Source organism: Variovorax paradoxus, from assembly GCF_030811855.1.
GTDB lineage: Bacteria > Pseudomonadota > Gammaproteobacteria > Burkholderiales > Burkholderiaceae_C > Variovorax > Variovorax paradoxus_L.
Genome location: NZ_JAUSRN010000001.1, coordinates 169,577 through 194,460 on the forward strand (window position 1 = coordinate 169,577; position 24,884 = coordinate 194,460).

Sequence of the window (24,884 nt, forward strand, 5' to 3'; positions counted from 1 at the left end):
CTTGAACTGCGCAGAGTACCTGCGATACGGACCTGTTACGGACATGGACATTCTCCTTCTATGAAGGCTCAGCCAGCGTATCAGTTCATCTTTCCCCAGTGGTCCAGTCGACTGGGGTTCGCACCCCCCTAGCGTCAGAGATCGGTGGAATCCAACACGCACTGGCGCTTGACGCCGGCGTTGCGAACTCCACAGCTTCGTGACGGGATTTTCCGCGAAGAATCAGTGCCCTTGACGATGCTACCGAAGCCATGGCATTCGGCCCGCTACGTCGAAGCCCCGTCGTTTTCGCGGCCGGGCTCCCGAATGACATAGCGGTCGTTCTCATCCAGTTCGTCAGGGTCTACCAAGACAACCGAACATTGCCCGGTATTGGAGACGCGAATGAATGAATACGGATTCGCCGTTTCGTCGTTCGCCAGGAGCAAAGATCTATCGAGCGTCCGAGCCAATCGAGCGGCCGCCTCGGGAACGTCAGGGCGCGGCAAGGCTTCGGGGAGATAGAGGGTGATAAGTTGCGAGTAACTCTCTGCAGAATGCGCTTCAACGACGCACGTGGCGAGCGCATCCTTGATATCGCTGATGCTGTGGACAACGTCCACGTTCTCGCTGGAGATGTTGAGCATTGCCGCTATGCAACGCTGCAGGAGGCCATCATCGGCCGGGCTTTCCAAGGAGGCATCAAACCAGATCATTGTCCGAGTCTCCAGATTTCGAGCGCTCGTTGAGCAGTCACATCGTTGGTTGTACGAATCGCATTTTGCATCGCCTGCGGTGTGTTGCCTTGTGAATTGAAGATTCCCAGCGCCTTGAACTCACCGCGGTCGAGCGGATGGAAACCCGGTCCGCTGTGCGGCACCAGATGGTTGTCAAAACGCTCATATGTTCTTCCGTTGACCGTGTACAGGTTCCCGTTCCTTGTGCCCTGCCCGTTGTTGATGGCCTCGACGTCGGCCTTCATATCCACAGACGGGTCGGCCACGGTATTTTTTCCCTTCGGTCGGCTGTTTTCCTTGACTCCGCGAATGTTGTGCCGCGAGGTGAGGGGCGGCTTGAAATTCCAGACTCTCTTCGGCCCGATATACAAGCCGCTGGTCTGCTGAGGCGGCAACGGCCGAAGCTGCTGACCCTTTGCTGCGAACGTGGCTGAACCGGCTCCCAGCACGCCCGCTGTCGCCAAACCGGCCTGCGCGGCCACGGTTTCATTCGCACCGAACCATCGCGCAACCAAAACCCCGGGTATCGACGTCGGCATCAAGGCCATGCCCAGGTTGTTTCCCGAACGACGGAAGAGCTCCCTTTCCGGCTCGCTCATGTAGTCGGCAGGCATGGTCTTGTAGGGCGCGCTCACGTCGTACAGAGACTGAACCTTGTTCACCGCCCCACGCAACTGGACCGCGTCCTCCGCGCTCAACGCCAGCTCGCCTCTGTCATAGGCTATCAACTGGTCGCGAGCCCGCGCGTACTTGGCCTCCTCGATTTGGCTCGGCCATTGCTTGCATTCTTGGTAGCGCGCATTGATGACCCACGGATCGCGCCAGGACTCGTCCTTTGTGGCGATCCACTGGATCCAGCCCATCGCGCTCTCCGCTTCCCGGACATCACTCCAGATCCTTTCACAGTCCTTCTTTTGAAGCATCCTGGGCGGTGTGGGCGCCACCTGCGTATGCAAGCGACCGATGGTTCCGTTGCCGCTGAATGGTGTGTCGCCCATCAGCCCGCTGCTCCGTTCATCTCGCAGAGATCGCCATGGCGAGCTGCCGCCCGGCTTTCCACGAAAACGGTCTTTGAACCCGTGATGACCTTGACATTGCCGGCGCCGAGGGAAACACCAGATCGCACACCGCTGCCGGCATTGCCCGTCACTCCTTTCACGACGCTGTCGACCATCAGCACTTTTTCGCTGTGCGCGAACACCGAATGCGCATACGCGGCGCGTTCCGGAGGCAGGATGGCGACGATGTCGAAAGGAACGATTCTGTTGCCGACTTTGCAGAAGTCCGGCGTCACGTTGAGCACCATGAACCGCGTCTCGGCATCGGCGACGTGCTTTTCGATGGTCACGAGAGAACTCCCTCGATGAGGTCTTCGGCACGAACTGCGTTGTCATGGGTCGATTGGTCGCGCAACTCGACTGCAACGATGCCGCGCGTTTGATCGAGGGTCAACCGCCAGGTGAGGTGGACCCGCATGTCGTCGAGGTCGATGTGCACGGTATCCAGCTTCATCGCCTCGCCGTGCCGTTCACCGTTTTCGGCTTCGCATGTGGCTTCGATCCGAACATGGGGCAGTTGCATGTCGATGGCGGGCGCGGAGACGAAGAATCCGGCCAGGTGGATCTCCTCGTCGCCGACGAGCCCGCCGGCGATCACCTGGTCGCCCGGCGCGTACTGGAAGAACCTTTCGTCGAAGTCCGAGGCATAGTCCATGACGGTCTCGTGTTCGAACCGCTTGCGCCAAGCGTCGTCGTATGTACCGGCCAAGGCGACACGCGGCTCCCAGGACCGGGCGATCGGCGCCAGCCCAGCCACGAGAAGATCCTGATTGCCACCTGGAATAGGTGCTTCCGCGTATTCGATCTGTGGTGCCGGCACTGTCTTGCTGTCTTCGTAGCGGGCGCGGGAGTCATCCTTCCTGGGAGCCGTTCCAAACCAACCTGTGCCGCAAGGATTCTGGCCATACGTGCGAGGTGATGCGGAGGGACCGTCTCCCTTGTCGAACCACCAACCGCCATAGGCGAGTTCGTAGCGAAGCTGGACCTCGCGCGTAGGCTCGGCATCAGACAGCGCGTGGTGCCCCGGCTCCGGGCCCTCTGTCCAACGCCGGGGCCCCGTCAGGCGAAGCGTCTTGTGCAGCAGCAGCTCTCCCCGCCGTTTGACGGTGAGCGCGACATTCCATGCCTTGCATGCTCGCCGGTCGAAGGTGCGCGCCGCGCCGGTCACGTACACATCTGTCGCGGGCTTGACCAGCAAGACATCGGTGGCGGCGCGCAAGCTCGACAACTCGGCGCGTGCAGGATCCCAGAATTCGTCCGCAAGGACTGGCCCTCGATGCCCTGCAGCGGGCTGCAGGCGGCCCGCCTCGAGAACAAAGCTCGCACAGACAACCACGACGTCGTAAAAGCGTCGGCCCTTGCCCATCTTGTCGAACTGGAGATGAGGAAACGGCGTCGCATTGCGCACCTGCTGAAGGCGTGGCGCCGGAATTGGCAGTGCCGATGCCGCGCTCATCGGGAGCTCTCCGGTGTGCCATCCACCCGCTCGGGAGGCGCCTCCTTCGCACCCATCATCCCCGTTACCGCAGCTGACGCGACACCCAGCAGCTGTGCGGGGCCGATTCCTCCGCTGCCCCCTCCCGCCGAGGAGACTTGCTGGGCAACCGAGACCAGTTGAGAAACCTTGCCCAGAAGTTGGCCCGGATCGCTCATCAGCTTGTCGAGGCTCGCCGCCGGGCTGTCAGGAGGCTGGAATGGCGGTGCCACGGGAACGGCCGAAGGCTGCAGAGCGGCTTGTCCCCCGGTCGGATTCAACCAGATATTTTCTCCATTGACCGTGACATCATCGCCTTGCGCCGTGATATTGATCTTCTTTCCCGTCACGGCAATGGAGCCATCCGCCGTCAACTGCACGACCGATGCGCCAACCCGCAGCGAGATGGTCTTGGCGTCCATTTGAATATGGCTGCCTTTGTCGCCTCCCACTGAAAGGGTGTATTGCTCGCCGACCTTGGTGGTCTGCGTCTTGCCGACGAAGGTGTTGTCCGTCATGCCGACGACGGTATTGCGCAACATGCCGACGTTGAACGAGTAGGCCAGGCCGATATTCACCATCTTGGCGAGGCCCACGTTGTGCATGTAGGCCATGCCGATGGTGGAGATCTGATTGCGCTCCACCTTTTTGCTGCGATCGTTCCCCACCCAGTGCGTTTCGTCCTTCTCGACTTCGATGTCCTGGTTGCGCTCCGCATGCAGCCACACCTGCTCCTGCCCCTTCTTGTCTTCGAAGCGCAGCGCGTTGGCGTTGGCATCCGTCGCGCCTTCGGAGCTGCGCGTGAGCAGGCCGCTTTGCGTGGCGTTGTCCGGCAGCTTCCACGGCGGCATGTTGTCGGCGTTGTAGACGCGCCCGGTCACGATGGGGCGGTCGGGATCGCCGTTCTCGAAATCGACGATCACCTCCTGGCCGATGCGTGGAATCTGGATCCCGCCGAAGTGGGCGCCGGCCCAGGGCGAAGACACGCGCACCCAGCACGAACTGTTCTCGTCCTTGGTGCAATAGCGGTTCCAGTGAAAGCTCAGCTTCACGCGGCCGTATTCGTCGGTCCAGATCTCCCGGCCCGCGGGACCCGTGACGATCGCCGTCTGCGGACCCGTGGTGCGCGGCCTGGGCACCGGGGGTGCCGGTGCCCGGAACACCTTGCTGCTGGGAATCACCTCGAAATCCACGCGGCACTCGAACTCCTGCTGGTCGCTGGCATCGCCCACGTCCTGCAGCCACAGGCGAGCGTCGGTCACCAGGTACTGGCGGTTCGACTCGTTCTGGGGATGGCGCTCCAGCGTGAGCAGATACCCAGGCACCACCGCGCGGAGATTGCCCGAGCCGCTGGCGCGTTCGCCCTGGCTGCCGATCTCTTCCATGCGCGTGCGCACGAGCTGCTCGCCTTCGGTCTCCACCACGTAGTCGCCCGGCCAGCCATAGCGCTCCCAGGTGTTCTGCGCTGTCTTGCGCGGCATGGCGCTGACCTGCTGCAACTCGGCCTTGGGGCGCTTGAAGTCGAAGTCGTCCGTGACCCAGCGGCCGCTTTGCAGCTCCTCGCAGGCATTGAAGCGGTCGCAACGTTCCTCGCGCACGGTGGCGTCGGCCGCGTGGAAGGGAATGCGCTGGTAGCCCGCATGGGCGAAGGGCTGGTGCGACGCCATGTCGTCGACGATGACCAGCTTGTGATTGCCCTCTTCGTGCTCGAAGTAGAAATACAGGCCCCACTCGTGCAGCAGCCGCGCGACGAAGTCATGGTCGCTCTCGCCGTACTGCACCTGGAACTCGCGCGGTGGATAGCTGCGGGTGGCCCGCACGTCGAACGGAAAGCCGTACTTGCCGACCACCTCCCGGGCGATGTCCAGCACGTTCTGGTTCTGGAAGATGCGGTAGTCGCTGGTGCGCGTGGCCAGGGTGAGCCAGGGTTCGATCACGGCTTCGTACAGTGCGCGCCGGTTCTCCAGCCGCAGGAAGCGCACGCGCGTCACCAGGCCCGAGATGTGGCGCCGCTGCGGCCCCGCACCCGGACGCCCATCGAGCACGATGTGGGCAGTGAGGCCCTCGCCCACCAGTTGCTTGATGGCCACGTTGGCCGCCTGGCGCTCGTTGTAGCCGGGCTGCTCCGGCGTGGCCAGGGTCAGGGTGTAGCGAAACAGGCGGCTCAGCCCTTCATCGCCTTCGATGGCAATGGGCTCCAACGCCGGCTCGCCCCCCAGCGTCGGCATGGCGGTCGAAGAGATGCTGAGAACACGCGCAAGCTGCGCGGCGCCTGTTGGCATGAGATCCCCCTGAGTTGGCCCTACGGAAAGAGGCGTGGCCGGGATGCCCGGGGACCTCATGCACGATGAGGCCCTGGAGGCATCGAACGACGAGAGGCTCAGGCCTCCTTGTTTTCCTTGATGTTCCAGGCCAGCACGGTCTCGGCGCCCTTGCCGCCCTTGTCCGTCTGCTCCCAGTACTGCTGCTTGACCTTGGCGGCCTGGAAGGCGAACTGCACCAGCACCGCATCGCCGCCCTGCTCGGCCGTGTACTGCACCGAGGTGACCAGCACTTCTTCCAGCGTGACGCGGGTGTATTCGATCTGCGAGCCCCCGGCCTTGCACACCGACACCTCGACCTTGCTCAGGTGCTTGCCGCTGGCGCAGTTCTTCAGGACGGACGGGGCCGCCTTGTCGATGCGCGCAAGAACCTGCAGGTCGTTGAAGCTCGCCTTGCCCACACCGCCGCCACCGCCGCTGACCATGTTTCCAGGCTGCGTCGCGCCCCATGCAAACGACTTGATATCCGTCCAGTCCTTATGGTTCGAGTCCTTGGATTCGCCGTTTGCGCCCTCGACGCGCATGAACATGTCTACTGCCATTGAAACCTCCCGGTGGATGTGTCCTCGGACACGTTAAAAAGACGGACGCGCGCCTGCGGCAAGCGTCCAGCGCATGACGACGCTTCTTCACGCACGGGCAATCCATGCGATGGCCGGATTCGGCCTGAGAAGTTCAGGGGTGTGCGAACCGCCGGCACCAAGCCATCCCGCTCAGTTCCGGTTCGCGCTTGACGTCCTCCCCAATGTCATTCACGCGCGGCACGAGCCGCTGGATCAGGTGGAGTCGGGTGTTCCGAAAGCTTCGACTCTGTGTTCGAGTACTTCGTCAGCCGCTCCCTCATATTTGCGAACGAATTTAACGAAGTCACACACGAAATGAAAGCAGGAAAAAGTTACCACCCATGCAGAGGATAGTCCTTGGGTTTTCAAGTCTGCCGAAGGCCGATCTCGATGACGAAGCCGCCGGAAACCCAGTCTTCGGCGAATTGCTGCGCCAGCAATTGGCGAATGACGCGCGCCAGCAAGGCCGCGCGTTCAATCCGTCGAACCGGCAAGACCTGGGAGAACTACACGCTCCGTCGAAGAAGGTAGCTGTCCATGATCCAGCCGTGCTCCTCGCGGGCTGCTGCGCGAAGCGCACAGATGCGTGGTCCCGTGCTGGCCAGAGGGCCGGCAAGAAGCAATTCGTGCGGCATCCCGAGATAGGCTGCCCAATAGATCTCGATGCCCTCCGGGGGTAGAACCTGAAAAGCGCAGGCACCGTCGAGCAGCACCACGACCGTGTCCAGGCCTGCCGGCCAGCCGCCGGCCCTCAACTGGCGTCCAGTGGTGATCAGCACCGGGGCTCCCAGGGTGTTGAGCGGGATGGCGTGTGCGGCGGTCAGCAACTGAATACTGCTCAGGCCGGGAATCACCTCGACCCGCAGCGCCATGCCAGCCATTTGCAACCGTTCGGCAATGCGCATGCTGGAGTCGTAGAGCGCGGGGTCTCCCCAGACCAGCAGTGCCACGCGACCGCCATGAGGCAGGCATGTGGCGATCTGCTCCGCCCACACGGCGGCGATGGCCGCGTGCCACTCGTGCACGCCGTCGAGATAGCTGGGCGCGGCGATGTCGCGCACAGGCAGATCGAACTCGACCAGTCGGGCCTGACCGCTCAGATGCGTTGCGCAGATCTTGCGGCGCAAGTCGGCGAGCTCGACCTTGTCGGCGCCCTTGCGCGGAATCAGGATGAGGTCGGCCCGGTTCAATGCGCCGATGGCCTGGAGCGTGAGATGCTCGGGATTGCCGGTGCCGATGCCAATCAGCATCAGTTCGATCGTAGAAACGGAAACGGCATCCATTTGCGGGTCCGCGCGGCAATCGGCCAGCTCGTGGTCAGGCTGCGTGGTGCAGACGTCGCGACAGCAGCACCGACCCACCCTGCCCTGCCCGCCCGCGCAGCCACTTGGCTGCTGCCAGCACGGCCAGATCGACCAGCGGCTCCAGCAGCACGACCGTCATGTACGCGGCGCCGAAGCTGCCCACGGCCTGCAGCGTCTCCGCCCCGAAGCCGCGGCCGTAGATCGTCCAGAAAGCCACCCAGGTGACGATCCCTCCCTGGAACACCACCGACATCTTGAGCACATGCTTGTAGCCCAGCTCGACATAGGGAAGCTTGGCCGGCAGCACCCGTTTGGCCACCGCCTGCATGGCGAACAGCGCGGCCAGCAAGGTGGTGACGTTCATGCCGTACTGCGGCAGGTCTTTCGGCTCGAAGAAGAGGCTCTGCAGCGCCAGCCCGGCGGCCAGGCCGATGGCGGTGGGCGCCGCGCCCAGAATCAGGAACAGCGACGAGCCCAGGATCAGGTGAACCTCGGACACGCCGACCGGCGCGTGCGGGAATACCTCGAAGAAGACAAAGACCAGCATGGCGGCGAGCGCGCTGCGCAGCAGCAGCGAGCCCGCACCTTCCTCGCGAATGTGGTTCAGGGACAGCTTGACTGCATAGAGCGCGCAGGCGCTCGCCGTGGCATAGGACAGCAGGATCTTGCTGCCGTCGACGATTCCGGGTTCCATGTGCATGGCGGGGCTCCGTAGGGTGAGTGCAGTCCGCTCTGGGGAGCTGCGAGGGGTTGATGGGAAGGAACGAGAAATGCGATGTCAGGTGCTTGGCGAATGGTCGGCTTCGGCGCGTGTCGGCCGGAACCGTCGATCGTAGTCGCCGGCATAGAGGCGGCTTTCGGCGAAGCCTTCTGCGGCCAGTGCGGGGCCGACGAGTATCAGCGCGGTGCGTTCCACGCCCTCGCCCATCGTCGCCTCGATGCTGGCCAAGGTCGCGCGGAAGATCTGCTCGTCCGGCCAGCTTGCACGATAGACCACGGCAACCGGACATTCGGTGCCGTAGAACGGCACCAGCTCTGCAACCACCTCGGCCAGCTTGTGGATGGACAGGTGCAAGGCGAGCGTGGCTCCGGTGGCGGCGAAGCCAGCCAAGGTCTCGCACGAGGGCATGGGCGACGCGCGGCCGGACGTGCGCGTCAGCACCACCGACTGCGCCAGGCCCGGCAGCGTGAGCTCGGCCCCCAGCGCGGCCGCCGCGGCGGCGAACGAGGGTACGCCCGGCGTGACCGTGTAGGGGATGCCGACGGCCCGCAGGCGGCGCAATTGCTCGCCCATCGCCGACCACACGGACAGATCGCCCGAATGCAGCCGCGCCACGTCCTGCCCTGCCGCATGGGCGGCGACGAATTCGGCGACGATGGCATCGAGATCGAGCGGCGCGGTGTTGACGATGCGCGCGCCGGGTGGACAGTGCGCCAGGATTTGTTCGGGCACCAGCGAGCCGGCATAGAGGCAGACAGGGCAGCGGCCGATCAGGTCGCGCCCGCGCAGGGTCAACAGGTCTGGCGCACCGGGACCGGCGCCTATGAAGTGGATGGTCATGGTCGAAACTCTGGTTGTTGTGTTCGCGCGGCGATCGCGCAGGTGGCAAGGCGGTCGGTCGACACCACGCGTGGATGAAGCAACGTTGCACCCGGACCGACGTGCATCAGGGCTGCCGCCAGGGCCGCGGCTTCGGCGGTGCTACCGCTGCCGCGCAGCGCACGCACCCGGGCGTGGTCGGTCAGGGTGACGGTGGCGTTCATCCGCGCAGCCTCCACGGCGCACACCGGCACACCCAGTTCCTCGGCCAGCGCACGCAGACACGGTGCGTCGGCCTTGTCTTGCGCAGTGGCGAGCAAGGCCATCGACTGCGCCGGCACCGTGGGTTGCAAGGCCGCGGCCGCGTGTGCCAACGCGTCGCGCAGCGATGCCAGCGTCGCGCCGCTTCTGAAACCGAAACCCGCCACCATCATCGCGTCGCACTCCATTGCACGATCGGGTAGGACGCGCGCCAGGCGCGCCGCGTCCCCAATGGCGCGGCCTCCGCCAGCTCGATGCGTGTCAGGCTGCCGCCTGCGCGCGCGTGCCAGTCGCTCAGCAGCGCTTCGGATTCCAGTGTCACTGCATGGGCCACCAGGCGGCAGCCTTGCGGAAGCAAGCGCCACAGATGCGCCAGCATTGCGTCGCTGAGGCCGCCGCCGATGAAGACCGCATCCGGCGGCGGCAGGCCGGCCAAGGCTTCGGGTGCGCTGCCTCTCACCAGTGCGAGCCGATCGACGCCCAGCCGGTCGGCGTTGGCACGCAGCCGCATCGCGCGTTCGGGGTCGGCCTCGATGGCGACGGCCTCGCACCTCGGATGCGCCAGCAGCCATTCGATGCCGATCGACCCGGAGCCCGCGCCGATGTCCCACAGACGCTCGCCGGGCCGCGGTGCCAGGGCGCACAGCGCCAGGGCACGCACCTTCTGCTTCGTGATCTGGCCGTCGTGCGCAAATGCGTCGTCCGGCAGGCCCGTACGGCACGGCATGACCATGCCCGTTCCGGCCAACTGCAAGGCCACGGCCACCGGATGCCGCACATCGGCCAGATCGAAGGCGGACGCGATGACGTCGCGCCGCCGCTCGCGCGCGCCACCCAGTGCTTCGAGCACACTCATCGCGCTGGCGCCGAAATCGTTGTCGACGAGGTAGTGCGCGAGCGCCGCCACTGCGGCACCGTCGCGCAGCAGCAGCAGCAGCCGCTCGCCCGTGTGCAGGTGCGGTCGCAGACGCGCCAGCGGCGCCGCGTGCAGACCCAGGCAGGTCAAGTGTTCCAGCGGCCAGCCCAGGCGGGCAGCCGCCAGGCCGAATGTCGATGCAGCGGGCAAGGCATGCCATTCGTGCGCGCCGAGATGGCGCGTCACCGAGCTGCCGGCGCCGAACCAGAACGGGTCGCCCGACGCCAGCATCGCCACGCGGCGACCGCGCTGTGCCAGTAGCATCGGGATGCCATCGGCGAACGGCACCGGCCATTCGAGCCGCTCGGCGCGGAGATCGGGCAACAACGCCAGATGCCGGGCGCTGCCGGCCACCAGGTCGGCCGCATCGAGTGCCGCGCGGCTGGCGGAAGGCAGCCCCTTCCACCCGTCTTCGCCGAGCCCGATGATCGTCAACCACGGGGTAACTTCAGAAGTGAATTCAGCCATGCGCAATGTCCTGGTCCTGGGCGGCACGCTCGAAGCGAGCGCGCTGGCGCGGGCGCTCGCCGAAAGGGGCGAACGCGCCGTGCTGTCCTATGCCGGCCGCGTGGCCCAGCCCAAGGCGCAACCCATCGCCGTGCGCGTGGGTGGCTTCGGGGGCGTGAACGGCCTGGTGCGCCATCTGCGCGAAGAGCAGGTGACGCACGTCGTGGACGCCACCCATCCCTTCGCCGCGCGCATGAGCGCGAACGCGGTCGCGGCGTGCGCGGAGTGCAGCTTGCCCTTGCTGGCCTTGACTCGCCCCGGCTGGCAGGCAGGTCCGGGCGACCGCTGGCAGACCGTGCCCGACCTGCCCGCGGCTGTCGCCGCGCTGAGCGGGCCACCGCGGCGCGTGATGCTGGCCTTGGGCCGCATGCACCTGTCCGCCTTCGCGGCACAGCCGCAGCACCACTACATCCTGCGGCTGGTCGACCTGCCCGAGCTGCGGCCGCCCTTGCCGCAACACACGGTCATCGTCTCGCGCGGGCCCTTCGACCTGGAAGGCGACATCGCCCTGCTGCGCGCGCAGCGCGTGGACGTCCTGGTCTGCAAGAACGCCGGCGGCACCGGTGCAGAGGCCAAGCTGCACGCTGCCCGCGAGCTCGGACTGCCGATGGTGATGGTGGCGCGGCCACCGCTGCCCGCGCGACAGGAAGTGACGCGCGTGGCCGAGGTGCTGCTGTGGCTGGGGGCGGCGCATCATGCGCCCACCTCGCGCGGCGCCGAGCGCGGCGTGTAGACCCAGGGTCGGCCCTCGCGGGCAATGACCCGCGTCAGACTGGAGCCGACGATGACGACGGTACGCATGTCGGCCATTTCGGGCTGTGCATCTTGCAGTGCGACCACGCGGATGGTCTCGTCGGGCGTGGAAACGGCACGGGCGAAGATCACCGGACGCCCCGGGCTCCCCGCCGCGCCGCAGGCCTCGCGAAGGACGGCCAGGGTTCGGGCGAAGCCGCTCGGGCGAGACACGGAGCGCGGGTTGTAGAAGGCCATCGCGAAGTCGGCCTCCACCGCCAGCCGCAGACGGCGTTCCACCAGGGCCCAGGGCTTCAGGTTGTCCGACAGGTTGATGGCGCAGAAGTCGTGGCCCAGCGGCGCGCCGGCGCGCGCGGCGGCAGCCAGCATCGCGGTGATCCCGGGCAACACGCGCACGTCCAGCAGGCGCCATGCAGCATCGCCCGCCTCCACCGCCTCGAACACCGCGGAGGCCATCGCGAACACACCCGGGTCGCCCGACGACACCACCACCACGCGCCGGCCTTGGGCGGCCAGGCGCAGCGCGTGGACGGCGCGTTCCAGCTCGACGCGGTTGTCGCTCGCGTGCAGCCTGAGTCCGGCGCGCGGTGCCACCCGGGCCACGTAGGGGATGTAGCCCACCACGTCGGTGGCATCGGCCAGGGCCGCGCTCACCTCCGGTGTCACGCAGCCATCGGCGCCCGGGCCCAGCCCGGCGATGACCAGCCAGCCCGCCGCATGCGTCGGCACCGTGGCTGCGTTCGTCGCCACGCTCATCAGGCGACCTCCGTGCTGCGCACTGCGGTGCGAGCGCCTTCCGGCGGCCGGGCGGCGCTCATGGCCGCCGTCCTTGCCCGTGCACCAGCACGATCGAAAAGTAGGGCGTGACGCGGCCTTCGGCCTCCGCAAGCCGCATCACCTTCTGACCCGGCATGGTGGCGAACTCGACCAGCCAGGCGTCTTGCAGTCGACCCGCCGTCGTCAATGCACGGCGCACCTTGTCGATGTGGCGACCGATCTTCATCACGACCAGCGCCTCGCTGTCGGCCATGTGGCGCGCGAGCCGCGCTTCGGGCAGCGTGCCCATCAGCACGGTCAACACGTCGTCGCCCCAGGTGATGGGTTGGCCGGTGGCCGTCCATGCACCCGACATGCCGGTGATCGCCGGCACCACCTGCACCGGGTGGGTCTCGATCAGCCGGGTGTAAAGGTGCATGAACGAGCCATAGAAGAACGGATCGCCCTCGCACAGCACGACCACGTCGTGGCCGGCGTCCGACAGCGCCCGCAGCTGCGACGCGCACTCGGCGTAGAAGGCGGACAGCAGTTGGTTGTAGGCCGGATCGTCCACCGGGATCTCGGTGGTGACGGGGTATTCCATCGCGTGTTCCGTCACCGCTTCGGGCAGCAGATCGTCCACGATGCGGCGCGCCTGCCCGGGCCGGCCGGCCTTGCGAAAGTAGGCGACATGGGTCGCGCGCTGCAACAGACGGTGCGCGCGCACGGTCATCAGGTCCGGATCCCCGGGGCCCAGGCCCAGTCCGTACAGGGTGCCGCGCGGGTTCATTCCAGACGACTCCCCAGCGCGTTGATCGCCGCCACCGTGATGGCACTGCCGCCCAGGCGTCCGGCCACGATGCAACAGGGCGCGGGCTGTTCGGCCCACAGCGCGTCTTTCGATTCCGCCGCGCCGACGAAGCCGACCGGACAACCGATGATCGCCGCCGGCCGCGGGCAGGCCGGATCCTGCAGCATGTTCAGCAGATGGAACAAGGCCGTCGGTGCGTTGCCGATGGCCACCACGGCGCCCTGCAGTCGAGGTCGCCACAGTTCCAGCGCGGCGGCAGACCGGGTGGTCGACATGGCCGCGGCCAGACCAGGCACCGCAGGGTCGTGCAAGGTGCACACCACCTCGTTGCCGCCCGGCATGCGCGAGCGGGTCACGCCTTCGCTGACCATGCGTGCATCGCACAGGATGGGCGCACCGGCCGCCAGCGCCGCCCGCGCCGCGCGGGTGAAGCCGGGCTGGAAGCGCAACTGCGCTTCCAGCCCGATCAGGCCGGCCGCGTGGATCATGCGCACCGCGACGGGCTCGTCGTCGGCATCGAAGCGCGAGAGATCGGCCTCGGCCCGGATCATGGCGAAAGAGCGTCGGTAGATTTCCGCGCCATCGGTTTCAAAGACGTGCATCAGGGCATTCCGATGAGTGAGCACAAGGCTTCAGGGGACAGTCGGGTTTGCACGGGCGCGTCCCAGGCGCATCCGCTGCGCACGAGATCGAAGGCGCCGTTGCGGCCCACCAAAGTGGCATCGGCCGGGCGCGCACGTGCGCAACCCTTGGCGCAGCCGGACACGTGCAGGCTGCGGGGCGCACTGGCGCCCGCCTCAGCCAGCCCCGAAGCAAGCGCGCGGGCGACCGCATGGGTCGCCACCGTTGCCGAGGCACACGAAGGCGCGCCGGGGCAGGCATCGACGCGCAGCAAGGGATCGCCGGCCACGGTGATGAAAGCACTCGTATCGCACCACCGGCCCCCTTCCAGGACCAGGGCGCGATGCGGCGTCAGGCGCAGCCCCGCGGCGCCGCTGTCGCGCAACAGCGTGGCGAGGGCCGCAGCTTCGATCTGTCCGAAAGGCACGCCGTAGACCGGTCCGAGCGAGGACATGCCGGGTGTGGGCAGCGAGGCCGAAGCGGCCGCGGGTTCGAGCGGCTGCGGGCCGTCGGCCCAACTGAAGATCTGTTGATGGCGACGCATGCGCCGCGATGCCGGTTCGACCACCTTGGCCGTCGCCGCAAACCATCCGGCCATCGCCAATGCCGCATCCACCGCCCCGGCGCGGGACACGGGATGTCCGGCCGCGGCGCCGTCGGCGCGCACCAAGAGCCTCCCCGAGCGGGCCCGCTCGATACGCACGTCGGCCGGGGCCGCAGCCAGGACCGGCGCCGCCCCCGCATCCACTGCGAACCCGAACTTGGGCGGCAACGCGGGCAGTTCGTTCAGGCGCGACAACAATTCCGTGGCGATGCCTTCGGTGTCATCGCCCGCTTGCCAGCAGGGCGCCACGAGAACCAGCGGCCAGGCTTCTCGCGTGGCGTCCGCATCGGCCAGGCCGAGGGCGCAGAGTGCATCGATCACCGCGCCGTGGGCGTCGGGCGTCACGCCACGCAACTGCAGGTTGGCACGATGGGTCAGGTCGATGAGCCCCGAGCCCAGGCGCGAGGCCAGCTCGCACAACGCCAGGGCCTGCGCGCTCGTCAAGCGCGCCAGCTGCGGCCGCACCCGCACCAGCAGGCCATCGCCGGAAGCCATGGCGCGATGCGCGCCGGGGCACCAACCCTTGGCGGCAGGGCGCAGCGCGGCGGGCACTGGGTGAGCTGCGTGAGACATGGTTCTACTTGTTCCTGGTGTCACTCGGCTCGGCTGGCGAAGCGATGTTCCGCGCCCCAGCGCTGTGCCCAGGCGGCGCAGCGGCCGATGGCGCGCGCGGCTTCGTCGAAATCGATGATGACGACATGCCGCGCAGCCTCGGGTGCCGCCGGCTGCTCCAGCGTCCGGCCATCGGTCAGCAGCCAGAGCCAGGATTCGGCCGGGCCGTCGCGACGCTCGGCGCGGCGCAGCACCTTGTCGGCCTGTGCCAGGGCATGCGCCAGCGGCGTGCCCCCGCCACCGCCCAGCGCCCGGACCTTTTCCCTGCAAGACGCGCGCGCCCGACCGGGCGGCAGCCGCAGCTCGACGCCCTGACCACCGAAGCTCAGCATGGCCACGCTGTCGCCGGCGCGCGCTGCCTGCTCGATCAGCCAGGTGGCGTGCCCCTTGGCCAGCGCCAGCCGCCCGCGCTGGCGCATCGAGCCGGAGGTGTCGAGCACGATCAGGTGCAGACGCGCCGGTTGCACCGAGCGCTGGCTGTAGCGCAGATGCCCGCCTTGCAAAGGCCGCGGGCCCTTGGCCAGCAGGGTGGGCAACCATGCGATGCCAGCCCGCGAAGGCCCGGCATCCGGACGTGCAGGCGGCGCCAGCAATGGCTGTCGGGCTGGATTCAGCCACCGCAGACCTCCGCGCCCGGCGCGCACGAGGCGGCTGCGGTGGCTCACGCTTTTTTTGCGGGCCACCCTCCTTCGGGCTGCACGCGGGCGGTGGCTTCGGGGATCGGCGGCAGCGCGCCCCAGTCGCCCATGGGGGAACTGTTGGCGGAGGGTGCGGAACTGCCGGCGGATGTCCGCGCCGCCTGCCGCGTGTCGGCATTCGGCTCTGGCGCCGGGCTGCTCCTGCCCTCCTCCCGTCGATGGGCCAATGCCAGTTCCGCCACCGCATCGACATCGTCCGTCGTGACTTCGGTGCGGTCCTCGAATGCGGCGAGCGCACGCGCCGCTCTCAGCATCACCAGGTCGGCCCGCATGCCGTCCACGCCAGCCGCGAGCGCGCATTCCGCAGCGCGCTGCAGCACGGCATCGGACCACGCCAGGCGCACCAGCCCGGCGCGGGCTGCAACGACCGCCGCAGCCAGGCGGGCCTGTTCACCGGCATGGGCCTCGGCCACTCCGAGCGGGTCTTCGTCGAAGCGCAAACGCGCGCGCACGATCGCCATCCGCTGCCCGGCTTCGCTCGGGTTGGCCAGCGCCACCGACAGGCCGAAACGATCCAGCAACTGGGGGCGCAGTTCGCCTTCCTCGGGATTCATGGTCCCGACCAGCACGAAGCGTGCGGCGTGCTGTTGCGAAATGCCGTCGCGCTCGACGGTGTTCACGCCGCTGGCGGCGACATCGAGCAAGGCGTCGACCAGCGCGTCGGGCAGCAGGTTGACTTCATCGACGTACAGCACCCCATGGTGGGCGCGCGTCACGAGGCCCGGTGCCAGGCGCAGCCGCCCGTCGCGGAGCACGTCCTCGACGTCGAGCGTTCCCACCAGCTGCTCGACGGTGGCGGACAGCGGCAAGGTGACGAAGGGCGCAGCCGATGAAGCGGGCGTAGGCGGCAGCAACGCGGCCAAGGCCCGCGCCGCGGTCGACTTCGCGGTGCCGCGCGGCCCGCTGATGAGCACGCCACCGATACCGGGGTCGATGGCCGCGAGCAACAGCGCGCGTTGCAGCATGGGTTGACCGATCAGCGCACTGAAGGGGAAGGTCGTGCGACTGGCGGGCTCGAGCTTCGGGCCGGCGATCGCTTCGGTGGAATGGGGTGTCATCAGAGCGGCCCTTCGCCGTGGTCCTCGAGCCGGCGCTCCAGCGCCAGAAGGTGGTGTTCGATGCGTTCGCGGTGGTCGCCGGCCTCCTGCCACAAGCCGCGCCGCATGGCGTCCAGCAGGCGTTCGCCAATGCTGCGCAAGGCCAGCGGGTTGTGCCGCTGCAGGAACTCGCGCGTCTTGTCGTCGTGCAGGTAGGCATCGGCCACCAGTGCGTACTGGTGATCGCCGACCACGCCCGTGGTGGCGCTGTACGCGAACAGGTTGTCCACGGTGGTGGCGATCTCCGCCGCGCCCTTGTAGCCGTGCCGTCGCACGCCGTCCAGCCACTTCGGGTTGACGGCGCGCGATCGCACCACGCGCGCGACCTCTTCGCGCAAGCTGCGGATACGCGGCGACCCCGGCACGCTGAAATCGCCGTGGTAGAGCGCAGCCGGTGCGCCCGCAAGATGCGCCACGGCGGCCGCCATTCCGCCCTGGAACTGAGCGTGATCGGCAGCGTCGAGCACGTCGTGCTCGCGGTTGTCCTGGTTGTGCAGCACCGCATCGAGCTGCCCCAGACGTTGCTCGAACGAGGCGCGCGCGGCAACACCGTGTTCGCCCTGCCCATAGGCAAAGGCACCGGCCTGCAGATAAACCTGGGCGATGTCGGCACTGTGTTGCCATCGACCGCTGTCCAGCACCTCCTGCACACCCACGCCGTAGCCGCCAGGGCGCGGGCCGAACACGCGCCACGTGGCCTGGCGCCGCGCCTGGTCGACGGGTTGGCCGGCCGCCAGGGCCTCGGCGGCCTCGCGCCGTACGCGGGCACGGATCGGGTTCACCTCGTCGGATTCATCGTCTTCGCTGATCGCGGCCACGGCGCGCACGGCCGTGTCGAAAAGGTCGATGACGTTGGGAAAGGCATCGCGGAAGAACCCCGACACGCGTAGAGTCACGTCCACACGTGGCCGATGGCGGACAGCCATCGGCAGCACTTCGATGTCGATCACGCGCGCGCTGCCGTCGGCCCACTTCGGCCGCACGCCCAGCAGCGCGAAAGCCTGCGCCACGTCTTCGCCGCCGGTGCGCATGGTGCTGGTGCCCCAGACGGACAAGCCCACCTCGCCAGGCATCGCGCCGTGGTCTTGCAGGTGCCGCTCGATCAGCCTTTCCGCCGCGGCCGCACCCATGGCGTAGGCCGTGGGCGTGGGCACGGCACGGGTGTCGACGCTGTAGAAATTGCGTCCGGTGGGCAGCACATCGGGCCGACCGCGCGACGGCGCGCCGCTCGGGCCAGGGGGCACGAAGCGACCGGCCAGGCCGCGCAGCAATTGCGTCATTTCCTGGGGGCCGCAGGCATCGAGGCGGGGGACCAGCACCTCCTTCAGACGCTGCAGCACCGGAGCCGCATGCGGCCAGGCATGGGCATCGAAGGCATCATGTGCGGCGCCCGCTGGGGCGTCGCCGGACATCGCCTGCACCGCCACCAGGCGCGCGGCGAGCAGTTCCAGCCGTTCGCGCGTGTGGCCGGCGTGGCGCCACGCCTCGGCACTGAGCTCTTGCAACACCTTCGGACGCGGACCGTGCCACGGCGCGGCCCAGTCCGGCCCCAGAGCGCTGAAGCCGTCCGCGCCCTCCACGCCAAGGTCTTGCGCCAGTGCGACCAGCAGGCTCTTCTGACTGGCGGCCGTGCCGCCCGGAAAACGCGCCAGCGCCAGCAGCGTGTCGATGCGCTGGCGGCCTTGCGGCGAACGCCCCAGCACATGCAGGCCGTCGCGAATCTGGGATTCCTTGATCTCGCAAAGATAGGCGTCCAGCCCCTTCAACAGGCTCTCCCGGTCACTCTCGTCGGTCGGCTGCGCGAAACCCAGTTCCTCGTGCAGGCCTTCGCGCACGATGCGTCCGAGGATGTCCTCGCGCAGCAGCCGCGCGCGTCGCGGGTCGAGCGACAGGGCTTCGTAGTACTCGTCCATCTGCCGCTCCAACTGCTGCAGCGGGCCATAGGTCTCGGCGCGCGTCATCGCCGGCATCAGGTGATCGATGATCACGGCCTGGGTCCGCCGCTTGGCCTGGCTCCCTTCGCCCGGGTCGTTGACGATGAAGGGATAGAGATGCGGCAGCGGGCCCAGGATGGCGTCGGGCCAGCACGCCTCGCTCAGTGCCACGCTCTTGCCCGGCAGCCACTCGAGATTGCCGTGCGTGCCCACATGCACCATCGCGTCGACCGAGAAGGCGCGGCGCAGCCAGAAGTAAAAGGCCAGGTAATGGTGGGGCGGCACCAGGTCCGCGTCGTGGTAGGTGGCCGCCAGGTCCACGGCACGTCCGCGCGCGGGCTGAATGCCGACGAAGACGTGACCGAAGCGCAGGCCGGCAATCGTGAAGCGCCCGCTGCGCAGCGACGGCTCTTGCTCGGGCGCGCCCCACCGGGCGTTGACCGCCGCCCTGCTGTCGGCGGGCAATCGATTGAAATCTTCCAGGTAGTCGGCCAGGGAAAAGCTCTGCGCGGCGGGCCGGCCGCCATTGGCGTCGCTGTCGTTGGTGATGCCGCGCAACAGCGCTGCGATCAGGGCATCGCCGCTGGCTGGCAGATCCCCGGTCAGGTATCCCGCGGCCCGCAGTTCCTGCAACACCACCACGGTCGACGCCGGCGTGTCCAGCCCGACCCCATTGGCGATGCGCGCGTCGTCGATCGGGTAGTTGGCCAGGATCAGCGCGATCCGCTTGTCGACGTTGGGCTTGTCGCGCAGCACGCACCAGCGGCGTGCCAGTTCGGCCACGAAGGCCATTCGGCCGGGCTCGGCCTGGTAGCGAAGCACGTCGAGCTCGGTGTACTCGCAGCGCCGGGCCATGCCCTTGAAACTGATGGCGCGCGTGAGGATGCGCCCATCCACCTCGGGCAGTACCACCTGCATGGCCAGATCGCGCGGCGCGAGGCCGTGCGGGTCGGCCAGCCATTGCTCCTGCGTGCCGCCGGCCGTGATGAGCTGCAGCACGGGGGCGTCCCCGGCCAGCGTGGCCAGCGACATGTCGCCGTCGCCTGCGCTGCCATCGTCGCGGCCGTCGATCGACGCCACCGCGAAGCTGGTCGCGTTCAGCACGATCGCCACGCGGTGTTCCGCGACCACAGCCTGCACCGCGGCGTGGCTGTCGGGGTTCTTGAGCGAATCCACGGCGAGGGCCACCGCGTTCAGGTCGGCGGCCGACAGCGCTTCCAGCATGGCGTCGAACACGGCCGTGTTGCCCGCCTGCAGATGGGCGCGGTAGAACAGCAGCAGCGCCACCGGCGCGCCTGCCTTCCAGGTGGCGCGGCCGGCAGCCTCCTGCGGCCGATAGCGCACGGCCGAAGGCAGGGGCATCGGCTGCGGCGGCCGGCTGCCCAGCCCGAACGCCGCATGGCCGATCAGCGAGAAGAAGGCCTTCGCATTGTCGAGCCCTCCTTCGCGCAGGCACCGCCAAAGATGGCGGCAATCGTCGTGCGGCGCGCTGCTGCGCATGAGCAGCTGCATGTCTTCGGAGGCATCGCCCGAGAATATCGCCAGCCATTGACCGCGTTCGCGTGCCGAGGACATGGCGCGCTCCACCAGGTAAGCCCAGTCGCTCGGGGCACCCAGATGGTCGATCACCACCACGCGAGCATGGCGCAGCACGTCGTCGACATACATGTCCACGGAAGCGGGCTGGCGAAGCCACATCAGGTTGGCCAGGCGCACGCTGGGATAGTCGGCGCCCATCTGCCCGGCCGCGTCGGCCAGCAGCGACAGGGTGGTGTCGGCGGCGCTGAGCACGACCACCGAGGCGGGCGTCTGCGCCACGCGCACGACGCCTTGGCCTCCGTCTTCGACGTGGCCGCCGGGGCGGGTGGACAGCAGATGCATGAAAGGCTTTCGGCGACGCGTCAGGCCACCGCGGCCACGCCAAGCGCCGCATCCAGCTCGGCTTGCAAGGCTGCCGCGTCGAGCCCTGCCCCGATCAGCACAAGGCGCGTCTGCTGAGCCTCGTCGGCGCGCCAGGGCCGGTCGAAGTAGCTGTCGAAGCGCGTGCCGACGCCTTGCACCACCAGCCGCATCGCTGCGCCGGGCAATGCGACGAAGCCTTTGGCCCGATAGATCTCGTGGCGCTCGACCAGACTCTGCAAGGCGGCCAGCAAGCGGCCGCGGTCAGGGACCTGCAGGGTCACCGAGACCGAGTCGAAGGCGTCGTGGTCGTGGTCTTCCTCCTCGTCATGGTGAGTCTTGCGCTGGTCGATCGCATCCTCCACCGCCCGCTCCATGCCCAGCAGCACACCCAGGTCGATGCGCCCGTGCTGCGCATGCACCAGCTTCACGCCTGTCGCGGTCTCGGCGCGGATGACGGCCTCCACGCCGGCCAGCGTCGCCGCGTCGAGCCCATCCGTCTTGTGCACGACCACCAGGTCGGCGGTCGCGAGCTGGTCTTCGAACAGCTCCGACAAGGGCGAATCGTGGTCGAGGTTCTCGTCGGCGCGGCGCTGGGCGTCGACCGCCAGCGGGTCGTCCGCGAAGCGGCCGGCCGCGACGGCCGGTGCATCCACCACCGTGATCACCGCGTCCACCGTGAAGGCGTTGCGCAGCGCCGGCCACTGGAAGGCCTGCACCAGGGGCTTGGGCAGGGCCAGGCCCGAGGTCTCGATCACCAGGTGGTCGATCTGATCGCGCCGCGCGGCCAGCTGCTCCATCACCGGCGCAAACTCTTCCTGCACGGTGCAGCACAGGCAGCCGTTGGCCAGCTCGAACAACTGGCCGTCCGGCGCCCCGGTCTCGTCGCAGCCGATGCCGCAGCCGCGCAGCAACTCGCCGTCGATGCCCAGTTCGCCGAACTCGTTGACGATGACCGCGATGCGCCGGCCCTGGGCGTTCTGCAACAGGTGGCGCAGCAGCGTGGTTTTTCCGCTGCCGAGGAAGCCGGTGACGATGGTGGCGGGGATCTTGCGGCTTTGCATGGGCGTGGGCGTCGAGGTTTGCATGGGCTGTGGTGGTTCTGTGGGGTTGCGTGCGGCGTTGCCGGCGCGCGATCAGGGCTTGAACAACGCGGCGATGGCCGCAGGGTTGCTCGGAAAGTACAGATGCATGAAGGACGCGAAAAGGCGTTTCTGGCGGAAGACCGCTTCGGCTTGGCCGTGGTGGCGCCGGGCCCGCGTGTGCAGTGCAGCCGGCGCGCGCGTGTCGATGCGGGCGTGATGAAAAGTGTGGCCGCGGACCTCGCCTTCGGGCAACTCCAGGCTGTGCATGCCGAGGTTGACGAGCCGGTCGGACATCGCGCCCTGCCCGGGCAGCAAACCCAGCATGGGCGCCTTATGGCCCGCAGCGTCGCTCAGCGACTCCAGCAGCACCAGCATGCCGCCGCACTCCGCAACCATCGGGCGACCCGCGGCATGGTGCGCAGCGATGGATTCGCGCGTCGCTGCATTGCCGGCCAGCGCTTGCAAGTGCAGTTCCGGGTAACCGCCCGGAAGGTACAGCGCGTGCGCTTCCTGCGGCACCGGTTCGTTGGCCAGCGGCGAAAAGAAGCGCAGTTGCGCGCCCAGGGTGCGCAGGAGGTCGAGATTGGCGGAGTAGACGAACGAGAAGGCGGCATCTTGCGCGATGGCGATGGTGACGCCGGCGAGCGAGACGGGCAGACCTGAATCCGAAGCCGAGCGCAGCGGCGCGTTGAATTCCACGGCGGGCGGCATCGGCAGCGTCCCGTGCTCGGCAAGCGCAAGCGCCGCCGCTGCGATGCGCTCGGCGATGTCGTCGACCTCGCCGGCCTGCACGAGGCCGAGGTGACGCGACGGCAGCGCGTAGTGCCCGCCGCGCGGCAGCGCGCCGTACCAGGCCATGCCGGCCGGCAGGCTCTCGCGCACCATCTGCGCATGGCCCGCGCTGCCCACGCGATTGGCCAGCACGCCCGCCAGCTGCAGGCCGGGGCGATAGGTCGCCAGCCCGTGGGCGACTGCGCCAAAGGTCTGCGCCATCGACGATGCATCGATCACGGCCAGTACCGGCAGTCCGAAATGCAGCGCCAGATCGGCACTCGACGGCGTTCCATCGTGCAGCCCCATCACGCCTTCGACCAGGATCAGGTCGGCCTGCGCAGCCGCACGGTGCAAGAGCTCGCCGCAGTGCGCCTCCCCCCCCATCCACAAGTCGAGCTGCTGCACCGGCGCGCCGCTGGCGCGCTCGAGGACCATGGGGTCGAGAAAATCCGGCCCGGTCTTGAACACGCGCACGCGCCGGCCCTGGCTGCGATGCCAATGCGCCAAAGCGGCAGTGACGGTGGTCTTGCCTTGGCCCGAGGCCGGGGCCGTGACCAGCAGCGCGGGACAGCTGACGGCTGCGGGTGCAATCATCCCTCGACCCTCATCGGCCTTCCGGGCACTCGCAGCCGCGCATGAACGCCATCGCAGGGCGGAGTGAGCCAGGGCCATGTCGCCTGAAGGGAATGCGTGTCATAGAGAAAATACCGCGCCAGCCATGCTCACCCGCTTCCCCGCAGGTACGCACCACAAGGCGCGCCGCTCGCGCAGCGCGCCGCCTCGTTGGCCGGTATCCGGGCTGGCGAAGACGACCCGTGTTCCCTTCCCAGGCCGCGCAGATTGCGCGGATTCCCTAGTGGGCTATAGACACGAGCGGCGAGCACGAGGCTCACGTTCGCTTACCGTTGCGGGGGCAGCTCAGGTTAGGGCGCGCGATGGCTTGCCGCACCACCCCTCCTGATTCCCGTTGAACTGCTTCGACCGGAAAGACGAAGCGAGCACCAACGGGCTGATCATAGCGGACACCTCCACTCATGCGGTGCGCCGCCGGGCCGTCTTGCGCGCCGCCGCCTTGGGGAACAGGGCGCGCCAGCCGATGACGCACGATGTGATGCACAAGGCGATGCCCAGGGCAGACAGGATCAGCACCAACGCCTCGCGCAACCAAGGTCGTTCGCGCAGCGGCTCGAAATCGAGGCTGTGCAATCCCTGGTACATGAACCGCTGCCATCGTCCCGACCGGTCGACCCGCAACAGCACCCTGCCCGAGGAGGGATCGGCATAGAGGTCCGTGCCGTCGGACCAATGCGCGCGCCAGACCGGCAAGGGCCGGCCCTCCAAGGCTTCGGCCGAGCCTGGATTCTTCGCGTAGTAGGCATCGTCGTAGCGATCCATCCGCACCACGCTCGACGCAGGCCTGTCCATGCCGCGCAGATGCCGCAGGACGCCCGACATCAGCGCATCCGGCAGTGCCGGATCCAATGTCGGTGCGGCGCTCGCGTCGTCCGCGCGCACCCACCACCGCCGTTCCACGCCCTGGATTCGATACCAGACCTGCGCGCCGACTCGGATCCGCTCCAGTTCCAATGGCTGCGCACCGGCCTCGCCGGCCGAGACCGCAGCCAGGGCAAGCGGCGGCGCCAGGACCGCGTCCTGGCCAGGGCCGAGCCAGCGCTCCCGCTCGGAAGCCGATAGCCCGCGCGACGAGAACACGCCATAGGGATTCATCGACATCAGGCCCGAGAAGATCCAGGTGAGCGTGAACACCGCGGCGACCAGGCCCGCGATGTGATGCCAACGCATCCAGAACTTGCGATAGGGAATCCAGCGCGTTCGGTTCAGGAACAGCTGCCAGATGCCCAGCGCCAGTCCGGTCGCGGCCAGCACCACGCCAGGGATCGCCAGCCAGACAACCACCTGGTTCCACGCTTGCGGAAACTGCCGCAGCACGGTCGGATAGATCCAGTGCGGCACGGCTCCGATCCAGTTCCAGAACCGCTCGCTGCGGCGGGTGTCGCGCACCACTTCGGCGGCGGTACTCGAGACGTACAGTTCGAGACCGTCGTCTCCTTCCAGGCTGACCTTGAAGAGCGGACGGTAGGGATCGAAGCCTTGCGGAACCGTCCATTGATCACGCTCCAGCGCTTCGGCCGAAAGCGCGCGTCGGCCGCTGAAGGACTCGGCCACCTTCATGGCCTGCACGGCGCCGAGCGGGGCCTTCGCGGTGCCGGTGCGGGCATCGAGGGCTTGCCACTGCGCGGCCTTCGCCTGCCCGGCATCGACCAGCAGTCGCCAGACCGGCTCTCCCGGGCCCGCCATGCCCAGGCGTGCCTCGGTGAAGCTCACGCCGGCCCGCCTGGCAGCCTCTTCGGCGGTCAGGCAGCAACCGGCGCCGAGCACCAAAGGCTGCAATCCCGCGCGTCGCTCGGCCTGCGAGAGGTTGGGGAATGGCACGTAGTACAGCACGATCCCCGTGACGAACCACATCAGGAACAGCAAGGCCAACGAGATGCCGAGCCACTTGTGGATGAAGATCAGTGCGCGCTTCATGCCCGTGCCACCGGCGCATGGCGCCGTGGC

At 68.0% G+C, this 24,884-nt stretch carries 22 protein-coding genes and 1 riboswitch; of the genes, 1 reads left to right on the forward strand and 21 read right to left on the reverse strand.

All coding sequences use genetic code 11. The features are described 5' to 3' along the window. Positions 1 to 266: 266 nt before the first annotated feature. From J2X92_RS00910 to cbiE, 11 genes are all read right to left on the reverse strand, one after another. Complete coding sequence (locus J2X92_RS00910) at positions 267 to 695, reverse strand: hypothetical protein (protein WP_307572689.1); 429 nt, start codon at positions 693 to 695, stop codon at positions 267 to 269. Then, complete coding sequence (locus tag J2X92_RS00915) at positions 692 to 1,714, reverse strand: hypothetical protein (protein WP_307572691.1); 1,023 nt, start codon at positions 1,712 to 1,714, stop codon at positions 692 to 694. The genes J2X92_RS00910 and J2X92_RS00915 overlap by 4 nt, the downstream gene beginning before the upstream one ends. Continuing rightward, positions 1,714 to 2,064: a PAAR-like domain-containing protein gene (locus tag J2X92_RS00920; protein ID WP_307572692.1), complete on the reverse strand. Its 351-nt coding sequence runs from the start codon at positions 2,062 to 2,064 to the stop codon at positions 1,714 to 1,716. The genes J2X92_RS00915 and J2X92_RS00920 overlap by 1 nt, the downstream gene beginning before the upstream one ends. Next, entirely contained in the window at positions 2,061 to 3,230 is a 1,170-nt protein-coding gene (locus tag J2X92_RS00925) for a DUF2169 family type VI secretion system accessory protein (RefSeq protein ID WP_307572693.1), read from the reverse strand. The genes J2X92_RS00920 and J2X92_RS00925 overlap by 4 nt, the downstream gene beginning before the upstream one ends. After that, positions 3,227 to 5,530: a type VI secretion system Vgr family protein gene (locus tag J2X92_RS00930; RefSeq protein ID WP_307572695.1), complete on the reverse strand. Its 2,304-nt coding sequence runs from the start codon at positions 5,528 to 5,530 to the stop codon at positions 3,227 to 3,229. Before J2X92_RS00930 ends, J2X92_RS00925 begins: the two co-directional genes overlap by 4 nt. A 98-nt stretch (positions 5,531 to 5,628) precedes the next feature. Continuing rightward, positions 5,629 to 6,111, reverse strand: coding sequence for an Hcp family type VI secretion system effector (locus J2X92_RS00935; protein WP_307572696.1), 483 nt, complete (start codon positions 6,109 to 6,111; stop codon positions 5,629 to 5,631). Positions 6,112 to 6,638: 527 nt separating this feature from the next. After that, positions 6,639 to 7,415, reverse strand: a complete 777-nt coding sequence (cobF, locus tag J2X92_RS00940) for a precorrin-6A synthase (deacetylating) (protein ID WP_307572698.1) — start codon at positions 7,413 to 7,415, stop codon at positions 6,639 to 6,641. A gap of 34 nt (positions 7,416 to 7,449) precedes the next feature. Further along, positions 7,450 to 8,136, reverse strand: coding sequence for an energy-coupling factor ABC transporter permease (locus tag J2X92_RS00945; RefSeq protein ID WP_307572699.1), 687 nt, complete (start codon positions 8,134 to 8,136; stop codon positions 7,450 to 7,452). Positions 8,137 to 8,214: 78 nt separating this feature from the next. Next, entirely contained in the window at positions 8,215 to 8,997 is a 783-nt protein-coding gene (gene cobM, locus J2X92_RS00950; RefSeq protein WP_307572700.1) for a precorrin-4 C(11)-methyltransferase, read from the reverse strand. Further along, positions 8,994 to 9,410: a cobalamin biosynthesis protein gene (locus tag J2X92_RS00955; RefSeq protein ID WP_307572701.1), complete on the reverse strand. Its 417-nt coding sequence runs from the start codon at positions 9,408 to 9,410 to the stop codon at positions 8,994 to 8,996. The genes cobM and J2X92_RS00955 overlap by 4 nt, the downstream gene beginning before the upstream one ends. Next, entirely contained in the window at positions 9,407 to 10,621 is a 1,215-nt protein-coding gene (gene cbiE / locus J2X92_RS00960; RefSeq protein WP_307572703.1) for a precorrin-6y C5,15-methyltransferase (decarboxylating) subunit CbiE, read from the reverse strand. Before cbiE ends, J2X92_RS00955 begins: the two co-directional genes overlap by 4 nt. Between cbiE and J2X92_RS00965 the strand changes: the two genes are divergently transcribed. Beyond that, positions 10,620 to 11,393, forward strand: a complete 774-nt coding sequence (locus J2X92_RS00965; protein WP_307572705.1) for a cobalt-precorrin-6A reductase — start codon at positions 10,620 to 10,622, stop codon at positions 11,391 to 11,393. The genes cbiE and J2X92_RS00965 overlap by 2 nt on opposite strands. On the opposite strand, the gene cobJ is transcribed toward J2X92_RS00965, so the two are convergent. From cobJ to J2X92_RS01015, 10 genes are all read right to left on the reverse strand, one after another. After that, positions 11,354 to 12,169 carry a precorrin-3B C(17)-methyltransferase gene (gene cobJ / locus J2X92_RS00970; protein WP_307572706.1) on the reverse strand — a complete coding sequence of 272 codons (816 nt, stop codon included), beginning with the start codon at positions 12,167 to 12,169 and terminating at the stop codon, positions 11,354 to 11,356. The genes J2X92_RS00965 and cobJ overlap by 40 nt on opposite strands. A gap of 58 nt (positions 12,170 to 12,227) precedes the next feature. Beyond that, positions 12,228 to 12,959, reverse strand: a complete 732-nt coding sequence (locus J2X92_RS00975; RefSeq protein WP_307572708.1) for a precorrin-2 C(20)-methyltransferase — start codon at positions 12,957 to 12,959, stop codon at positions 12,228 to 12,230. Beyond that, positions 12,956 to 13,582: a precorrin-8X methylmutase gene (locus tag J2X92_RS00980; RefSeq protein ID WP_307572709.1), complete on the reverse strand. Its 627-nt coding sequence runs from the start codon at positions 13,580 to 13,582 to the stop codon at positions 12,956 to 12,958. The genes J2X92_RS00975 and J2X92_RS00980 overlap by 4 nt, the downstream gene beginning before the upstream one ends. Continuing rightward, entirely contained in the window at positions 13,582 to 14,778 is a 1,197-nt protein-coding gene (locus tag J2X92_RS00985) for a hypothetical protein (RefSeq protein ID WP_307572710.1), read from the reverse strand. The genes J2X92_RS00980 and J2X92_RS00985 overlap by 1 nt, the downstream gene beginning before the upstream one ends. A 20-nt stretch (positions 14,779 to 14,798) precedes the next feature. Beyond that, positions 14,799 to 15,353 carry a vWA domain-containing protein gene (locus J2X92_RS00990; protein ID WP_307572711.1) on the reverse strand — a complete coding sequence of 185 codons (555 nt, stop codon included), beginning with the start codon at positions 15,351 to 15,353 and terminating at the stop codon, positions 14,799 to 14,801. Between the two features lie 125 nt (positions 15,354 to 15,478). Beyond that, entirely contained in the window at positions 15,479 to 16,573 is a 1,095-nt protein-coding gene (locus tag J2X92_RS00995) for an ATP-binding protein (protein ID WP_373424761.1), read from the reverse strand. Continuing rightward, positions 16,573 to 20,427: a cobaltochelatase subunit CobN gene (gene cobN / locus J2X92_RS01000; protein WP_307572712.1), complete on the reverse strand. Its 3,855-nt coding sequence runs from the start codon at positions 20,425 to 20,427 to the stop codon at positions 16,573 to 16,575. Before cobN ends, J2X92_RS00995 begins: the two co-directional genes overlap by 1 nt. A 20-nt stretch (positions 20,428 to 20,447) precedes the next feature. After that, positions 20,448 to 21,509, reverse strand: a complete 1,062-nt coding sequence (gene cobW, locus J2X92_RS01005; protein WP_307573816.1) for a cobalamin biosynthesis protein CobW — start codon at positions 21,507 to 21,509, stop codon at positions 20,448 to 20,450. Between the two features lie 72 nt (positions 21,510 to 21,581). Then, a complete protein-coding gene (locus J2X92_RS01010) occupies positions 21,582 to 22,898 on the reverse strand; it encodes a cobyrinate a,c-diamide synthase (protein ID WP_307572714.1) in 1,317 nt (438 codons plus the stop codon). 174 nt (positions 22,899 to 23,072) lie between these two features. After that, positions 23,073 to 23,325, reverse strand: a riboswitch (cobalamin riboswitch). An 11-nt stretch (positions 23,326 to 23,336) separates the two neighbouring features. Further along, positions 23,337 to 24,854, reverse strand: a complete 1,518-nt coding sequence (locus J2X92_RS01015; RefSeq protein ID WP_307572716.1) for a PepSY-associated TM helix domain-containing protein — start codon at positions 24,852 to 24,854, stop codon at positions 23,337 to 23,339. Positions 24,855 to 24,884 lie beyond the last annotated feature (30 nt).

Bases quoted from the DNA above. Each gene is read 5' to 3' on its own strand.
- J2X92_RS00985 (WP_307572710.1), bottom strand. From the start codon at position 14,778: ATGTCTCACGCAGCTCACCCAGTGCCCGCCGCGCTGCGCCCTGCCGCC.
- cobW (WP_307573816.1), bottom strand. From the start codon at position 21,509: ATGCAAAGCCGCAAGATCCCCGCCACCATCGTCACCGGCTTCCTCGGC.
- cobF (WP_307572698.1), bottom strand. From the start codon at position 7,415: ATGGATGCCGTTTCCGTTTCTACGATCGAACTGATGCTGATTGGCATC.
- J2X92_RS00965 (WP_307572705.1), top strand. From the start codon at position 10,620: ATGCGCAATGTCCTGGTCCTGGGCGGCACGCTCGAAGCGAGCGCGCTG.
- J2X92_RS00995 (WP_373424761.1), bottom strand. From the start codon at position 16,573: ATGACACCCCATTCCACCGAAGCGATCGCCGGCCCGAAGCTCGAGCCC.
- J2X92_RS00935 (WP_307572696.1), bottom strand. From the start codon at position 6,111: ATGGCAGTAGACATGTTCATGCGCGTCGAGGGCGCAAACGGCGAATCC.
- J2X92_RS00955 (WP_307572701.1), bottom strand. From the start codon at position 9,410: ATGATGGTGGCGGGTTTCGGTTTCAGAAGCGGCGCGACGCTGGCATCG.
- cobJ (WP_307572706.1), bottom strand. From the start codon at position 12,169: ATGAGCGTGGCGACGAACGCAGCCACGGTGCCGACGCATGCGGCGGGC.
- J2X92_RS00930 (WP_307572695.1), bottom strand. From the start codon at position 5,530: ATGCCAACAGGCGCCGCGCAGCTTGCGCGTGTTCTCAGCATCTCTTCG.
- cbiE (WP_307572703.1), bottom strand. From the start codon at position 10,621: ATGGCTGAATTCACTTCTGAAGTTACCCCGTGGTTGACGATCATCGGG.
- J2X92_RS00945 (WP_307572699.1), bottom strand. From the start codon at position 8,136: ATGCACATGGAACCCGGAATCGTCGACGGCAGCAAGATCCTGCTGTCC.
- cobM (WP_307572700.1), bottom strand. From the start codon at position 8,997: ATGACCATCCACTTCATAGGCGCCGGTCCCGGTGCGCCAGACCTGTTG.
- J2X92_RS00910 (WP_307572689.1), bottom strand. From the start codon at position 695: ATGATCTGGTTTGATGCCTCCTTGGAAAGCCCGGCCGATGATGGCCTC.
- J2X92_RS00925 (WP_307572693.1), bottom strand. From the start codon at position 3,230: ATGAGCGCGGCATCGGCACTGCCAATTCCGGCGCCACGCCTTCAGCAG.
- J2X92_RS00975 (WP_307572708.1), bottom strand. From the start codon at position 12,959: ATGAACCCGCGCGGCACCCTGTACGGACTGGGCCTGGGCCCCGGGGAT.
- J2X92_RS00980 (WP_307572709.1), bottom strand. From the start codon at position 13,582: ATGCACGTCTTTGAAACCGATGGCGCGGAAATCTACCGACGCTCTTTC.
- J2X92_RS01010 (WP_307572714.1), bottom strand. From the start codon at position 22,898: ATGATTGCACCCGCAGCCGTCAGCTGTCCCGCGCTGCTGGTCACGGCC.
- J2X92_RS00915 (WP_307572691.1), bottom strand. From the start codon at position 1,714: ATGGGCGACACACCATTCAGCGGCAACGGAACCATCGGTCGCTTGCAT.
- J2X92_RS01015 (WP_307572716.1), bottom strand. From the start codon at position 24,854: ATGAAGCGCGCACTGATCTTCATCCACAAGTGGCTCGGCATCTCGTTG.
- cobN (WP_307572712.1), bottom strand. From the start codon at position 20,427: ATGCATCTGCTGTCCACCCGCCCCGGCGGCCACGTCGAAGACGGAGGC.